The 13,067-nt window shown below is 70.8% G+C and carries 14 protein-coding genes; 6 read left to right on the top strand and 8 right to left on the bottom strand.

The features are described from left to right. Positions 1 to 6: 6 nt before the first annotated feature. The 3 genes from LR393_RS03570 to LR393_RS03560 all read right to left on the bottom strand — a co-directional run bounded on the left by LR393_RS03570 (position 7) and on the right by LR393_RS03560 (position 2,239). A complete protein-coding gene (locus LR393_RS03570; RefSeq protein ID WP_231481526.1) occupies positions 7 to 912 on the bottom strand; it encodes a phosphatidylinositol mannoside acyltransferase in 906 nt (301 codons plus the stop codon). A gap of 8 nt (positions 913 to 920) precedes the next feature. Then, a complete protein-coding gene (gene pgsA / locus LR393_RS03565; protein WP_231481525.1) occupies positions 921 to 1,571 on the bottom strand; it encodes a phosphatidylinositol phosphate synthase in 651 nt (216 codons plus the stop codon). Positions 1,572 to 1,690: 119 nt separating this feature from the next. Then, complete coding sequence (locus LR393_RS03560) at positions 1,691 to 2,239, bottom strand: HIT family protein (RefSeq protein ID WP_231481524.1); 549 nt, start codon at positions 2,237 to 2,239, stop codon at positions 1,691 to 1,693. Between the two features lie 65 nt (positions 2,240 to 2,304). Here LR393_RS03560 and LR393_RS03555 point away from each other — a divergent pair, with 65 nt between their 5' ends. Beyond that, positions 2,305 to 2,856 carry a hypothetical protein gene (locus LR393_RS03555; protein ID WP_231481523.1) on the top strand — a complete coding sequence of 184 codons (552 nt, stop codon included), beginning with the start codon at positions 2,305 to 2,307 and terminating at the stop codon, positions 2,854 to 2,856. After that, positions 2,853 to 3,722: a hypothetical protein gene (locus LR393_RS03550; protein ID WP_231481522.1), complete on the top strand. Its 870-nt coding sequence runs from the start codon at positions 2,853 to 2,855 to the stop codon at positions 3,720 to 3,722. Before LR393_RS03555 ends, LR393_RS03550 begins: the two co-directional genes overlap by 4 nt. A gap of 24 nt (positions 3,723 to 3,746) precedes the next feature. Here the strand turns inward: LR393_RS03550 and LR393_RS03545 are convergent, their stop codons facing one another. From LR393_RS03545 to LR393_RS03530, 4 genes are all read right to left on the bottom strand, one after another. Next, positions 3,747 to 3,995, bottom strand: coding sequence for a hypothetical protein (locus LR393_RS03545; protein WP_231481521.1), 249 nt, complete (start codon positions 3,993 to 3,995; stop codon positions 3,747 to 3,749). Positions 3,996 to 4,146: 151 nt separating this feature from the next. Next, complete coding sequence (locus tag LR393_RS03540; protein ID WP_231481520.1) at positions 4,147 to 4,395, bottom strand: hypothetical protein; 249 nt, start codon at positions 4,393 to 4,395, stop codon at positions 4,147 to 4,149. A 34-nt stretch (positions 4,396 to 4,429) separates the two neighbouring features. Next, positions 4,430 to 5,164 (bottom strand): hypothetical protein, encoded by a 735-nt coding sequence (locus LR393_RS03535; RefSeq protein ID WP_231481519.1) that lies wholly within the window; start codon positions 5,162 to 5,164, stop codon positions 4,430 to 4,432. A gap of 146 nt (positions 5,165 to 5,310) precedes the next feature. Beyond that, entirely contained in the window at positions 5,311 to 5,718 is a 408-nt protein-coding gene (locus tag LR393_RS03530; protein ID WP_231481518.1) for a thiol-disulfide oxidoreductase DCC family protein, read from the bottom strand. Positions 5,719 to 5,761: 43 nt separating this feature from the next. Between LR393_RS03530 and LR393_RS03525 the strand changes: the two genes are divergently transcribed. After that, the gene (locus LR393_RS03525) at positions 5,762 to 6,427 is read left to right on the top strand and encodes a hypothetical protein (protein ID WP_231481517.1); all 666 of its coding nucleotides are present in this window, start codon (positions 5,762 to 5,764) and stop codon (positions 6,425 to 6,427) included. Beyond that, entirely contained in the window at positions 6,424 to 7,341 is a 918-nt protein-coding gene (locus LR393_RS03520) for a hypothetical protein (protein WP_231481516.1), read from the top strand. Before LR393_RS03525 ends, LR393_RS03520 begins: the two co-directional genes overlap by 4 nt. Here the strand turns inward: LR393_RS03520 and LR393_RS03515 are convergent. Further along, positions 7,338 to 9,425, bottom strand: a complete 2,088-nt coding sequence (locus LR393_RS03515) for a diguanylate cyclase domain-containing protein (RefSeq protein WP_231481515.1) — start codon at positions 9,423 to 9,425, stop codon at positions 7,338 to 7,340. The two genes, LR393_RS03520 and LR393_RS03515, sit on opposite strands and share 4 nt — an antisense overlap. Before the next feature lie 157 nt (positions 9,426 to 9,582). Between LR393_RS03515 and thrS the strand changes: the two genes are divergently transcribed. Continuing rightward, positions 9,583 to 11,562, top strand: a complete 1,980-nt coding sequence (gene thrS, locus LR393_RS03510; protein ID WP_231481514.1) for a threonine--tRNA ligase — start codon at positions 9,583 to 9,585, stop codon at positions 11,560 to 11,562. Between the two features lie 135 nt (positions 11,563 to 11,697). After that, entirely contained in the window at positions 11,698 to 13,014 is a 1,317-nt protein-coding gene (locus LR393_RS03505) for an alpha-amylase family protein (protein ID WP_231481513.1), read from the top strand. The last annotated feature ends 53 nt before the right edge of the window (positions 13,015 to 13,067 follow it).

The following is a 13,067-nucleotide window of genomic DNA, read 5'->3' as shown; positions in this document are numbered from 1 at the left end:
CGTCGCTCATCGGGACGTTCTGTCGGAGTCGAAAACGACCTGCAGCATGTGCCAGTCCTGCGGGTGCTCGCGCAGGCCGGCCGAGAGCGCATCGGCACAGCCCTGCGTCATCACGGCGATCTTCTCGGCGTTCGTGCCCGTGGTGGGCACCGGCACGGGCTCGTGGATCTGCAGCACGAGGCCCCAGCCACCGCCGGGAAGCCGCTCGTAGTAGGTGTTCACCGGCAGCAGCGGGGCCTTCGAGGCGAGCGCGATCGCGGCCGGCCCGGGGGCCATCCGGGAGGGCTCGCCGAGGAAGGTGACGGGCACGCCGTTGCCCGACAGGTCGCGGTCGGCCAGCAGCGGTACGAACGCGCCACCGCGCACCTGCCGGATCAGCTTGCCGATCAGGCCGGGATCGCCGAGGGGGTAGATCTCCATGCCGAGGCTGCGACGGTAGTCGAGGAACCTCTGGTAGACCGCCTCGGGCCTGAGCCGCTCGGCGACGGTGGTCACCTGGGCCAGGTGAACGCAGGCCCAGGCCCCGGCGTGGTCCCAGTTGCCCTGGTGGGCCAGGGCCGCGACGACGCCGCCGGAGCTGAAGACCCGTTTCAGCCGCTCGGGATCGTCGACCCGGCAGGTGCGCGCCAGCCGGTCGGCGTCCCAGCCCGGCAGCAGGAACGCGTCGCACCAGTAGCGCAGGTAGGAACGCATGCCGCGGCGGGACAGCTCGCGCAGCTGCCCGGGGCCGGCGTCGGGCACGGCGCGGGCCAGGTTCTTCTCCAGGCGCTGCACGCCGGTGCCGTGGCGCCACCAGACCCAGTCGGCGCCCAGCGCGAACAGCGCGTAGGCCAGCCGTTCGGGCAGCAGCCGCACGACCTTCCAGGCGGTCAGGTAGGCGGCGGTGGCCACCCGGTCACTCGTGTCACTCACCGAGGAGGTCACACATCGCCGGTGGCCACCGCGGCGGCCCGGTCGGCCGCGATCAGGGCCAGGGCCTGCTTGCGCACCATCAGGATGCGCTGCAGCACGGTGATCACGCTGGCGACCGCGAGCAGGGCCAGCACCACCCCGAGCAGGGCGTCGGGGGCGCCGATGCCGACGAAGCCGGTGGCGATGAGGGTGGCCACGAGCCGTTCGGACCGCTCGGCGATACCCACGTTCGCCTGCATGCCCAGGCCCTCGGCCCGGGCGCGGGAGTAGGAGACCAGGTAGCCGAGCACCAGGCAGGTGAGGGCGAGCGCGGTCATCACGTCGTCGTCACCGCGGCCGGCGTAGAAGAGCACCAGGCCACCGAAGACCGCGCCGTCACCGAGGCGGTCGAGCGTGGAGTCGAGGTAGGCGCCCCAGACCGACGAACGGCCGGACAGACGCGCCATGGTGCCGTCGAGCAGGTCGGAGAACACGAAGGCCGTGACGACCATCACACCCCAGAACAGCTCGCCGATCGGGAAGAGGATGAGAGACCCGGCGCACACGCCGAAGGTGCCGACCAGGGTGACGACGTCTGGGCTGACCCCCCAGCTCAGAAGCAACCTGGCGACCGGCGTGAAGATGCGCGTGAAGAGGGCGCGCGCGAATCGGTTGAGCATGGTGGGCCCACTCTACCGACGCCGGAGGGGTGCTCAGACGCGTACAGATCGACCGGCCACCGACCGGAACACCGTGGCGCCGCAGCGTGAGCGGTCCCTTACCGGGAAGACACCGGAATTCAGGCGTTCCAGGCGTCGGCGAGCTTCTTGCGGGTGTCGGCGAGCAGTTCGGGCAGCGCCTTGGTGCGGGCCACGACGGGCAGGAAGTTCGCGTCGCCGCCCCAGCGCGGCACCACGTGCTGGTGCAGGTGGGCGGCGATACCGGCACCGGCGACCGCTCCCTGGTTGAGCCCGAGGTTGAACCCGTGCGGGGCCGAGACCGCGCGGATCACGGTCATCGCGCGCTGGGTCATCGTAGCGACCTCGACGGTCTCCGGACCGGTCAGGTCGGTGTAGTCGGCGACGTGACGGTAAGGACAGACCAGGACGTGGCCCGGGTTGTAGGGGAACAGGTTGAGCACGGCGAAGGCGTGCTCGCCCCGCGCCACGATCAGGCTTTCCTCGTCGGTCACTCTCGGCGCCCGGCAGAACGGGCAGTCCTCACCCGGGGCCGACGTCTTCGGCTTCTCCTCACCGCTGATGTAGACCATGCGGTGCGGCGTCCAGAGCCGCTCGAAACCGTCCGGCTCGCCGCTGAGCGCGTCAGCCGTCTCGTACCCATCCGTCACCTGCCGGAGTCTAGTGCTCCGGCCGGCCCGGCAGCCGACCGTCCGGGCGTGACTATCCTGACCCGGTGAACGCGTCGCACAGCACTTCCACAGTGGCGCAGGAAGCGCCGGACGGGGACACGCTCCGCCTGTCCCGCCCCCTCAAGGCCCTGCTGACGGGAGCGCTGCTCGCGATCACCGCCCTCTTCCTGGCCGGTACGGTCCACGGCTCGGACCGGTGGTGGCCGTTCGGCCCCTGGCGGATGTACGCCACCTCCACCGCCCCCTCGGGCCCGGTCGGCTCCACGCTGATCCAGGTGAAGGAGGCCGGCGACGACCAGTGGCGGCCCGCCTCCCTGAACCCGGACACGGTCGGGCTCAACCGTGCGGAGGTCGAGGGCCGGATGCCGCAGATCCAGGCCGACCCGTCGATGCTCGGCACCCTCCTGGAGAGCCACGCCCGGCTGCTCCCGGACGCACCGCAGTGGCAGGCGATCCGCGTCGTGCGCAGTGACGTACTGCTGGAGAACGGTGTCCGCACCGGCGAGGTCCGTGAGAGCACCCTCGCCGTCTGGCCGTCCTCGGCCCGCACGCCCGAGGACGACAACCCCCGCACCCTCGAGGAGGCCGCCCCGTGAGCCGGCTCTGGTCCTGGCTCTTCGCCCCCGTGCCGCTGGCCCGGGTGGCCCTGTTCCGCCGGTGCGTCTACGCGTTCGTCATCGTGGACATCCTGCTCCTGCACACGTCCGGCTACCGGCACGGCTGGGCCGACCCGGTCTGGTACCAGCCCCTGTACCTGGGGGAGGTGTTCCGCATCCCCGCCGCCGACGTCCCGCAGGTGGAGATCCTCAAGTGGGGCACCGTGGCGGCGAGCCTGCTCGCCCTCACCGGTCGTCTCCCCCGGGTGGCCGGGGCTCTCGTGGCCGTGGGCTGGGTCTGGTACCAGTACGTGGCCTTCGCCTACGGCAAGGTCGACCACGACCGCGGTGACTTCATCGTGGCGCTGCTCGTGCTGCCACTCATCGGGATGGCCGCGACCGGCGACCGGCGCCGCAGCGAACTCGCCGGTTTTGCCTTCCGGGCGGTCCAGTTGGCCTGCATCGCCACGTATTTCCTGTCTGCCTGGGCGAAGGTCCGCTTCGGAGGCTGGGACTGGGTGAACTCGGCGACGATCACCCGGGCCGTCATCCGCCGCGGCACGTTCCTCGGTGACTGGCTGCTGCACATTCCCTGGAGCCTGCACGCGACCCAGTGGGTGATCTTCTCGCTCGAGATGCTCAGCCCGCTGATCTTCTTCGTCTCCGAGTACTGGCGACGACGGATGATCGCGGGCTGGTTCGCCTTCCACGCCGCCACCTACGCGGTGATCACCATCGCGTTCTGGCCGCACCTGATCATGCTGCTGGCGTTCCTGCCGCTGGAGCAGTATCGCGACAGCGCGGTGGCCCGGTGGCGGTCGTGGAGAGGCGAAGAGCCGAGATTGAGGACGTCCACCAGCCCCTAGGGGGCGGGTGCCGGTTCCGGTCCCCTACAGCAGACCCCGCACCTGGGTGGCGAACTCGGGGTCGTGGGCGATGGCGCTGGCCACGGCGTGCTGCACCCGGTCGCGCGCCCAGCCGGACGGGCCCTCCGGCTTCTGGCACTCGGCGTCGAACTCCGCCATGTAGCGCGTGCCGGAAAGCTTTCCGGCGACCAGGTCGTGCAACTGGGTCAGCTGCTTGTCCTTGCCGGTGCCCCAGGACCGCAACCGGTCGACGACAACGTCCGCACCCTGCATCGTGCCTCCTCGTTAAGGCCGTACCTTTCGAGGAAGCATCGGCTCGCGAGGGTCCGGGGTCAAGGACGAGGTGGCCGGGTTCGGCCGATCGGGCGGGGAGCTGCCCCACCTGATCGAACCGGCCCCGTACCTCTCAGAGCCCACGTACCTCTCAGAGCAGCTGACGCACGCGGGCGGCGAACACCGAGTCGTGGGCGATGGCGGTGGCGACGGCGTGCTGCACCCGGTCCCGCGTCCATCCGGACGGGCCCCGCGACGTGCCGCACTCGGCATCGAAATCCGCCATGTACTGCTGACCTGCGAGTTTGCGGGCTACCACGTCGTGCAGCTCGTCGAGCTGCCCGTCACGCCCCGGTCCCCAGCACCGCAGCCTGGCGACGACAACATCCGCACCCATCATTGGGTCCTCCCGTTCCGCCGGTCGATCCCCTTATTCAGGTGGGGCGAACCCTCCGTAGCAAGGCAGCCACACCGGGCTTGCGCCGAACGGTCCGCCCGAATCCGGGGTGGGGCTCGACGTGACGCGCGGGCACGCGACGGGAGGCCGCCGGAGTGTCCAGGTCAGCGCTGCGACCGGTACTTTTCGCCCGCACGATCGCGTGACCGGCCGGAACCGCACCGATCCCGAACGACATCACCAGCCAGGGCTCGAACTCCTCGACGATCGCCCGGACCCGCAGTTGCCAGCCGAAGGCACCGTCCGGGCCGTCCGGATCGTCCTGGACCTCGTCCGGGCGCAGCCCGTCCGCGAGAATGCCGGCCAGGCGCCCGCGGTCGGCGGCGAGCAGGTCGGCGAGCGCGGTGTCCGGGGTCAGCACGAACGCCGACGTCCCCCGCCCGAACAGCACCAGCACGCTCCCGACCAGGCCCCCGCCGTCGATCCGGACGGTCAGGAGGTCGAAGCGGCGGCTCCCGCCCTCGGTCCTCTCCCCCGACGCCCGCAGCGCGGCGACGGCCCGTTCCCGGCGCTGCTCGTCGTCGGGATGCTCCGCCAGCGCGCCCACGGCCCACCGGGCCGGGGCCGAGACGATCAGCCGTTCCAGGTCGGTGCTGACGTCCAGCCGGAACGCGAAGTCGCAGCGCTGGACCCGGAAGACGCCGGCCTGCAGGGTGCGGCCGTCCAGAAGCTGAACACCGGGCGCACGTACATCGTCCTCAACCTCGAGCACTTCACCCTCCTGACCGTCGGTGATCCCTCAGTCACCATGAGGCGGTCGATCACCGGGGCAGGTCAAGGCAGATGCAGCAACGCTGCCATTTGCGGGTGGCGATGGTGCGCCCCGCACGGCGGGCGGTTCCCGATACCGTTCCCGGGCTACTTCTCCGGCTGCTTCGCCGGCGGCATAGCGCACGCCGGGGTGCCACCCGGCAGTGACTGACGGTTGCGCGCGACCCAGCGGTAGACGACCCCGGCCACCGACCGCACCCCCGGCAGCGCGATGACGTACCCGGCCGGGCGGAACCAGGGCCGGGACGCTTTCAGCAGCTGCGCCACGGCCAGCTCGGCGGCGTACACCCGGCCGTCGGCGTCCACGTACTGCAGGGCCTCGGTGCAGATCTGCGCGTCCAGCCCGTACGCGGCCAGGTCGAGGCGCTGCCACGGCTCCACCGCGGCCGGGGGCCTCAGGTACGACGTGATCACCCCGGCCAGCTTGGTGCAGATGCCGCAGTCGCCGTCGAAGACGACGACCGGGCGGGGCGAGGGCAGAACGGAGGGCGCCATGACGCCCAGATTACGTCTTCGCCCTTGTCCTAGGATCTCCGGCGTGTCCCCACCCCAGCCCGGCGATCGGCCCCCGGTTCTCACCCCTCCTGACCACCCCGGCATCCCTGGCGCTCCTGGCCATCCCGGTGAGCAGACCGTGCGGCTGTCCGGCCGGAGCCTGATCTGGCGGGCGGCGGCCCTGGCCGCCGGGACCCTCCTGGTGATCAACGGCTCGGTGTTCGGCAACGACGTGTACTGGCCCTTCGGGCCGATGAGCCAGTTCGCCTTCCGCACCGGCACGAACGACGTGATCCGCTCCACCTTCCTGGCGGCGGTGGACGAGGACGGCATGCTCCAGCGGGTCACGCTCAGCCCGGCCAACCTGGGCATCGCCCGGGCCGAGATCGAGGGCCAGCAGCCCCGCTTCGTGCGGGAGCCGGACATGCTCTCCGACCTGGCGGCGAACTACCGGCGGATCCATCCCGGCGTCCCGGAACTCACCCAGCTGTGGCTGTGCGAGAAGGTGACCAAACTGCACAACGGGCGCGACGCCGGCAGCACCACCCAGACCGTCGTCGGCTGGCCGGAGAACTCGCAGGTCCCGGCGGACCTGCCGGAGTTCGGTGGGCTGAAGGTCCCCTACCGGGCCGGGACCGACAGCACCCCGGGCAGCTCGCCCGGCAGTTCACCCACCAGCTCCCCCAGCAGCACGGAGGCCGCGCAGTGACCGCCCAGGCAGCCGTTCCCGTCGCCGGTGAACCGCCGGCCGGTTCCGTGCCCTCGCCAGCGGAACGGCTGCGCGGCTGGGTCTTCACCCCGGTACCCCTGGCCCGGGTGGCCCTGATGCGGGTGGTCGTCTACCTGTTCGTGGTCTACGACCTGTTCTACGTGGTCAACGACCCGCCGCATCTGGCCCAGAACTCGGCGGTGCTCTACCGCCCGATCCGGATCCGCACCTGGCTGGACCTGCCCACCCCGTCGAGCGGGTACGTGCTCACCGAGCGGGCCGTGGTGATCGCCGCGTGCGCCCTGGTGATCACCGGCGTCCTGCTGCGGCTGCCCCGGTGGCTGACGGCCCTGGCCGGGGTGGTGGTCGCGGCCGGGTTCACCGACTGGGTGTCGATCGGCATGTCCTACAGCAAGGTCGACCACGACCACTTCGCGCTGATCATGGCCGTCTGGGTGCTGCCCACGGTCGGCACGACCCTGCTGCGCGGCCGCGGCGCGGGACTGCGCTCCGAGGCCGCCGGCTGGGCGCTGCTCTGTATCCAGGTCGGCTGCGTGGCCACCTACTTCCTCTCCGCCGTCGCCAAAGTGCGCTACGGGGGCTGGGACTGGGTGACCGGCTCGACGTTCGCCTGGGCCATGACCCGGCGCGGCACCGGGCTCGGCCGGGCCCTGCTCGACCCGCCGTGGATCCTCACCGCGTCCCAGTTCCTGATCTTCGCGATCGAGGTGTGCTCCCCGGTGATCCTCTGGGCCCGGGGCCGGGTGCGGTACCTGATGGTGCTCGGGTTCATGGTCTTCCACCTGAGCACCTACCTGGCCATGAAGATCCACTTCCTGCCGCTGGTGATCTGCCTGCTGGCGTTCCTGCCGCTGGAGATCGTCCTGCAGCGCCGGGAGAAGCCGGTCCCCTAGTTCTTCCGGCTCCGGGCCGGGTGCGCCGTGTCACCCGGCCGGACCGGGGTGTGGCGGGGCGCCGGGGTCGGGGCGGGGACGGGGCGGGACTCGGACCCGCGCGGTGACGGCACGGCGTGCAGGGCGGCGGGGCTCACCGGATCCACCGGGTCGCCGGCCGGTGACCCGGAACGTCGCCGGCGCTTGTCCTGGTACCTCGCCGTGTCCGCGTCCTTCAGCAGTTCCTCGGGGTCGGAGGCCGGGTTCCGGGTGAACGTGACGCCGACGCTCACGGTCACCGGCGTGGTCGGAGCCGGGGTGAAACCGGTCCCGACGGTGCCCAGGGCCTGCGCCACCCGCTCGGCCAGGTCGTGCACGGCCTCGGCCGCAACGGCCCGGGTGAGGACGACGAACTGGTCGCCTCCCAGCCGGGCCGTGAACGCCTGCTGCGGCACGGCCGCAGCGAGCACGGTCGCGGTCCGGGCGATCAGGTCGTCGCCACCGGTGAACCCCAGCTCGTCGTTGACGACGTGGAAGTTGTCCAGGTCGACCATCAGCACGCCGAGGCCCGCCTCCTGGTCACGCAGGCGGGCGATCTCGGAGTTCAGCCGCTCCCGCAGGGCCAGCCGGTTGGCCAGGCCGGTCAGCGGGTCGGTCCGGGTCTGGCGCTTCAGCCACTGCTCGTGCGCCTGGGCCGCGGTGACGTCGCGCATCTGCACCAGGGCATGCTCGGGAGTGCCCTCCTCGTCGCGGGTCAGGGTGACGACCAGCTGGATGTAGAGGTGGCCGGGGCCGACGGGCATCCGGGCCAGGTGCTCGATCGTGTCACCGGGGAAGGTGCCTGCCGGCTCGGCGACCAGCAGGTCGAGGTCCTCCAGCAGCGCGCGGCGGTCGGCCACGTCGTCCGGGTGATCGGGTCGCGGCCCCTCCTCGCCCTCCCGCACCGAACCCGGGGGCCGCGCCGGGCCGGCCAGGACGTCCTCGATCGTGAGACCGATCAGGCCGGTCGGGCCGACCGGGCCGACCGGGCCGACCGAGCCCCGTCCGGTCAGCGTGCCCGCGGCGGGGTTGGCGCGCACGATGCGCCCGTTGTCCTCACCGGTGACCGCGATCACGACGATCCCGTCGGAGGCGTGCCGGAAGGCGGCCCCGAGCAGTTCCTCGGCCGCCCGCCGGGCGTGATCGACGGTCTGCGCGGCGGTCACGTCCCGGGCGAAGACGTGCCGTCCGGACTCGTGCCGCGAGGCCCACATCTGCAGCTCGACGATCTTCTCGGTGCCGTCCTTGCAGAGCAGCGGCCCGCAGCGGTGGATGACGGTTCCCTGCTCCAGCTCGCTCAGCTCGTCCTCGACCGTCGGCCGGTTGCGCCCGGGCACCAGCCGGTCGACGGCGACCGACCCCACCACCTCGGCCCGCGACCAGCCGAAGGTGTTCTCCGCCGCGGTGTTCCAGAAGGTGATCCGGCCCTCGCGGTCGCAGGAGTAGTAGGGGTCGAACGAGGTCTCGACGATCTCCCGGGCATTGCGCGACTGCCGGGCCAGCTGCTCGGTGGCGTGCCGGGCGCGCTCCAGGGCATCGCCCATCTGGAAGATGCCGATCGCGTGGTCGGCCAGCACCCGCAGCATGTTCAGCTGATCCTCGGTGAACTTCTGCGGCCGCTCGTCCCAGGCGCACAACGTGCCCACGACGTGGCCGGTCAGGGTGCGCATCGGCACCGAGGCGTAGAACCCGATCCGGCCCAGCGTGCCGTCGATGACCGGGCTGCCGGCCAGGATCGGCACGGTCGCGGTGTCCGGGGCCACGAGTTCCTGCCCGCTGCGCACCACCAGGTCGCAGGGGATGTCATCGCGCGGGAAACGTCCGCCCGGCCCACCCACGGTGGCGATCGCGTGCAGCCACTCCTCGTCCACGATGTTGATCGTGGCGTTGGGCACCTGGCACAACTGCGCGGCCAGGATCACCACCTGCTCGATGCCCTTGCTGACGGGCCGCTCCAGCAGCCCCAGCGCGTGCACCGCCTCGATCCGCGCCTGCTCCTGACAGTCCACCTCGGTGATACCGCCGAAATAGGCTTCCTGTGCCTCGTCGAGCTCCTGCGTCGCCACAGGCTCGCTATCGGCAGGCCCGGCCCCGGGCCTGAGCTGGTACCCGAGCTCGTATCGGGGGGACACGGGCGAATCCCGGACGCGAAGGCTCACCGGCGCTCGGTAGCATCGGGACGGCCACCCGTACGGGTGCCCACCGAACTAACGAGGAGTCACTGTGTCAGCCCAGGTCACCGTGTCCGTATCCGGTTCCCCGCGGGAGCTTGCCGCGGGGACCACGGCCGCGGACCTGTTCGCCGACGACCGTGCCGTCATCGTCGCGCGCGTCGACGGCGAGCTGCGCGACCTCACCCACGAGCTCACCGGGGGCGAGGAGGTCGAGCCCGTCACCGCCGCCGACCCCGAGGGCCTGGCCGTGCTGCGGCACTCCACCGCCCACGTGCTCGCACAGGCCGTGCAGGCCACCTTCAAAGACGCCAGGCTCGGCATCGGCCCGCCGATCAAAGACGGCTTCTACTACGACTTCGACGTCGAGACGCCGTTCACCCCGGACGATCTGAAGGCCCTCGACAAGGCGATGCAGCGCCTGATCAAAGACGGCCAGACCTTCCGGCGCCGCGTCGTCACCGACGACGAGGCCCGCGCCGAGCTGGCCGCCGAGCCGTACAAGCTGGAGCTGATCGGCCTCAAGGGCGGCAACGGCGACGCGGAAGGGGCCGACGTCGAGGTCGGCGCCGGCGAGCTGACCATCTACGACAACCTCAACCGCAAGGGCGAGGTGGCCTGGAAAGACCTCTGCCGCGGTCCGCACGTGCCGACCACCAAGATGATCGGCAACGGTTTCCAGCTGATGCGCAGCGCCGCCGCCTACTGGCGCGGCAGCGAGAAGAACCCGCAGCTGCAGCGCATCTACGGCACCGCGTGGGCCACCAAGGACGAGCTGAAGGCCTACCTCGACCGGCTGGCCGAGGCCGAGCGCCGCGACCACCGCAAGCTCGGCACCGAGCTCGACCTGTTCAGCTTCCCCGACGAGATCGGTTCCGGCCTGGTGGTTTTCCACCCCAAGGGCGGCGTGATCAAGCGGGTGATGGAAGACTACGTGCGGAACCGGCACATCGAGGAGGGTTTCCAGTACGTCGGCACCCCGCACATCACCAAGGGCGGGCTGTTCGAGACCTCCGGCCACCTGCCGTACTACGCGGACACCATGTTCCCGCCGATGCAGCTGGAGAACAGCGAGTACTACCTCAAGGCGATGAACTGCCCGATGCACAACCTGATTTTCAGGTCGCGCGGGCGTTCCTACCGTGAGCTGCCGCTGCGCCTGTTCGAGTTCGGATCGGTCTACCGCTACGAGAAGTCCGGCGTGGTGCACGGTCTCACCCGCGTGCGGGGCCTGACCCAAGACGACTCGCACAGCTACGTGACCCCCGAGCAGGCCCCGGACGAGATCCGCCACCTGCTGAAGTTCGTCACCGGGCTGCTCAGCGACTTCGGGCTCGACGACTACTACCTGGAGCTGTCCACCCGCTCCGACGACCCGGCGAAGAAGGACAAGTTCGTCGGCTCGGACGAGGACTGGGCCAAGGCCACCGAGGTGCTGCGCACCGTGGCCGAGGAGTCCGGCGCGCAGCTGGTGCCCGACCCGGGCGGCGCCGCGTTCTACGGCCCGAAGATCTCCGTACAGGCCAAGGACGCGATCGGCCGTACCTGGCAGATGTCGACCATCCAGTACGACTTCAACCAGCCCAAGGGCTTCGGCCTGGAGTTCGCCGCCGCCGACGGCACCCGGCAGCAGCCGGTGATGATCCACTCGGCCAAGTTCGGTTCGCTGGAACGGTTCTTCGGCGTCCTGGTCGAGCACTACGCCGGCGCGTTCCCCCCGTGGCTGGCCCCGGTCCAGGCCGTCGGCATCCCGGTCACCGACGACCACGTGCCCTACCTGAACGACGTCGCCGGGAAGCTGCGCGCGGCCGGTGTGCGGGTGGAGGTCGACGACTCGGACGACCGCATGCCCAAGAAGATCCGCACCCACACCAAGCAGAAGGTGCCCTTCATGCTGATCGTCGGCGACGACGACGTGGCCAAGGGCGCCGTGTCGTTCCGCTTCCGCGACGGCTCGCAGGACAACGGCGTGCCGATCGACGACGCGATCGAGCGGATCACCGAGGCGATCAGGACTCGCGCTCAGGTCTGATCCTCCGCCCGACAGACGGCGCCGGCGCTTCCGAGGAAGCCCGGCGCCGTTCCGCGTTCTCCGAGGTTCTCCGGGTGCTCCCGGGTTCTCCGCAGTTCTCCGCAGTTCTCCGCAGTTCTCCGAGGAAGAGGCCCGATGTCCGCCTGGTCGGATCACGTCATCTGGTGGCAGCTCCATCCGCTCTCCTTCACGGGGGCACCGGCCACGGCCTCCGGGGAAACGGTGCCGCGCCTCGCCCGGCTGCACCCCTGGCTGGGCTACGTCATCGAGCTCGGTGCGAACGGTCTGCTGCTCGGGCCGGTCTTCGCCAGCGGCACGCACGGCTACGACACGATCGACCACTTCCGCATCGACCCGCGACTGGGTGACGAGAGCACGTTCGGGGCCCTCGTGGACGACTGCCGGGAGCGTGGCGTGATGCTGTTGCTGGACGGCGTGTTCAACCACGTCGGGCGTGACTTCCCGCAGTTCCGGGACGTGCTCGAGAAGGGCGCGGACTCCGCGTACACCGACTGGTTCCACGTCGACTTCAGCAACGGCTTCACCTACCGCGACTTCGAGGGACACAGCGGTCTGGTCGCACTCAACCACGAGAGCCCCGCGGTGCGGCAGTACACGATCGACGCGATGCGGTACTGGCTCGACCGGGGTGCGAACGGCTGGCGGCTGGACGCGGCCTATGCGGTGCCGTCGGCGTTCTGGCACGACGTGATCGGCGAGGTCCGTTCCACCCATCCCGACGCCTGGTTCCTCGGCGAGGTCATCCACGGCGACTACCCGGCGCTGGTGACCGACGGCGGGCTGGACTCGCTGACCCAGTACGAGCTGTGGAAGTCGGTCTGGAGCAGCCTGAACGACACCAATCTGTGGGAACTGGCCTGGACCCTCGACCGGCACAACACCTTCGCCGGGGCCTTCGTCCCGCAGACCTTCCTGGGCAACCACGACGTCACCCGGCTGGCCAGCCGCCTCGACGACCCCCGTCATCTGGGCCACGCCCTGGCCGTGCTGTTCACGGTCGCCGGGGTGCCGAGCGTGTACGCCGGTGACGAGCAGGCCTTCCGGGGCGTGAAGTACGAGCGGGTGGACGGCGACGCGCAGATCCGCCCGGAGTTCCCCGAGAACCCGGACGAACTCTCGGATCTCGGCCGTCCCGTCTACCGCCTGCACCAGGACCTGATCGGCCTGCGCCGGCGGCACGCCTGGCTCACCCGAGGCGTCACCAGCCAGGTGCACCTGGCCAACGAGGTCTTCGCCTACCGGGTGACCAACCCCGAGGGCGGCCCGGGGCTGGCCGTGCTGCTGAACATCTCGGACCAGCCGTACGGCTTCGACCTGGGCGGGCCCGTCACGCGGCGGCTGAGCAGTTCCCCCGACGAGCCCGGCACCCAGGTCGAGGCGCACGGCTGGGCGATCATGGAATATCAGAAGGAGCCGGAGTATCAGGGGTGAAGACGCCGGCCCTCCCGGTCCACGCCTCCCGGCACCGGGGCGGTGGGGTCGTA

This window comes from Kineosporia mesophila (assembly GCF_021129235.1).
Lineage (GTDB): Bacteria > Actinomycetota > Actinomycetes > Actinomycetales > Kineosporiaceae > Kineosporia > Kineosporia mesophila.
This window is presented reverse-complemented; position numbering and strand designations above follow the sequence as displayed.